At 60.5% G+C, this 1820-nt stretch carries 1 protein-coding gene; it reads right to left on the reverse strand.

Annotated elements, in window-relative coordinates; translation table 11 throughout:
* On the reverse strand, positions 1-1709 hold a 1709-nt coding region (locus F4U94_RS24015), incomplete at its 3' end, for a TonB-dependent receptor (protein WP_249042124.1).
* Between the last annotated feature and the right edge of the window lie 111 nt (positions 1710-1820).

Consider the following 1820-nt stretch of genomic DNA (forward strand, 5'->3'; position numbering starts at 1 on the left):
ATCGCGCCGTTGAGGCCGATCTCAAGCCCTTTGCTGCGCTGCGCGCCCGTTAGCACCGTCCGCGTGGCGTCGTTGGGGTCGGTCGCGCGGGTGTTGGTGCGATCGAGCCGGTAGACGGCAGCGGTCAGGTTAAGCGTTGGGGAAACATCCCATTTGAGGCCGACTTCGTAATTGTCGAACTTCTCTGGTTCCAGCGCGGCGGTTGTTATGTCGAGCGATGAAAACTGATCGCCCGATTGCGGCAGGAAGGACCGGCTATAGCTGGCGTAGATCGAGACGGGTTGCACCGGCTTCAGCACTACCCCAAGGCGGGGAGACCAGAGGGTGTCGGTCCGGCTATAGCTCCGCCCGGCGACGAGATCATCGATGCTGAGCTTGAAGCGGTCGCGGCGAACGCCGCCGATGACATCGACATGTTCGCCGATCGAGATCTGGTCCTGCACATAGAAGGCCGTGGCGTCGGCATTTGTCCGGATAGACCGGTAGCCGGTGTTGGCGGTGGTGCGCAGCGTGACTGGCGGCACCGTGATTCGGTCAGCCAACGCGACAAAGACGCGCCGCCCTCCATTGACGATATCACCACTTCCGAAAAAGCCATTGATCCGCTGGTTGCGCGTGCGCTGATCGCCATATTCGAAGCCGGCGAGCAGCACGTGGCGGACGGGGCCGGTGGTGACGGTCCAGACGAGATCGTTCTGGTTGAGCAGGTTTTTGCGCGTCGTGGGATCGCTATAGGCTTCAAGGCCGACGCTCTGGACGCCCCCGCGCAGGGTGACCGGGGTTACCGCGAAAGTGTTTCGATAGAGCTTGTCATCATCTCCGTAGAGGACGCGACTGGTTACGGTCAGGTTGTCGCTAAACCGATGCTCGATGCGCCCGCTTAGGACCTTAGCCTCGAAATCGCTGACGTTGAATCCCGGCACACCAAAAAAGGTATCGCGAAAACCGGTAAGGGGGCGTGACGGGCTGGTCAGAGAGCCTTGGGCAGCCGAGGGAACGCCTCGATCGATCGTGCGCTTGTCATTGTTGTATTCGAAGCCCAGGTCGATCCGTGTGGTGCCGCCTAGCGATACGGCAAAGGTCGGATTGATCGCGAGCCGGCGTCCGTCGTAGAAGTCCCGGTTGCTGTTGAACTCCTCATAGACGGCGTTCAGTCGAGCCGAGGCGGACTGGCTGATCGGTTGGTTGATGTCGGTGTCGATATACCATGCGCCATATGTATCCGCCGAACCGCTGCTACTGATGAAGGCGTTGGCACCGGGGCGCTTGGTGACGCGGTTGACGATCCCACCCCCACCACCGCGGCCGAAGATCATTGCGTTGGGACCTTTCAGGACCTCGATCCGCTCTGCGTTGTAGAGGCCGCGGTAATATTGCACGTCGTCACGCAGGCCATCGACAAAGAAGTCTGCGGTGCTGTTGTTGCCGCGCAGAATGATCTGATCGCGGTGACCCTCACCCTGAGATATCACCGCGCCGGGGACATAGCGAAGCACGTCGGCGATCGAGCGCATAGCTTGATCGTCAATCTGCGCCTCGGTGATGATCGATGCCGCCTGTGGAACGTCCTTGAGACTGGTCGGAGTGCGGGTGGCGGTGCTGGTCGCATCGACCTGGTAGCCGTCCCGGACGCCGGTGACGATGATTGTTTGGCGTGCGTCCGTAGCCGGGGGAGCTGGCTGGTCCTGGGCCGTTGCGGGCACGGCCATTAATCCAAGGCCTAACGCGCCGCTTAATGTACTTTTTTTCATTTTACCCCCCTTGCGAATCGTTCTCAATCTGTGCGCCGCCCTATGATATATGCAACTGCTTCGCAATAG

It is taken from the genome of Sphingobium limneticum (assembly GCF_008710155.1).
Classification (GTDB): Bacteria; Pseudomonadota; Alphaproteobacteria; order Sphingomonadales; family Sphingomonadaceae; genus Sphingobium; species Sphingobium limneticum.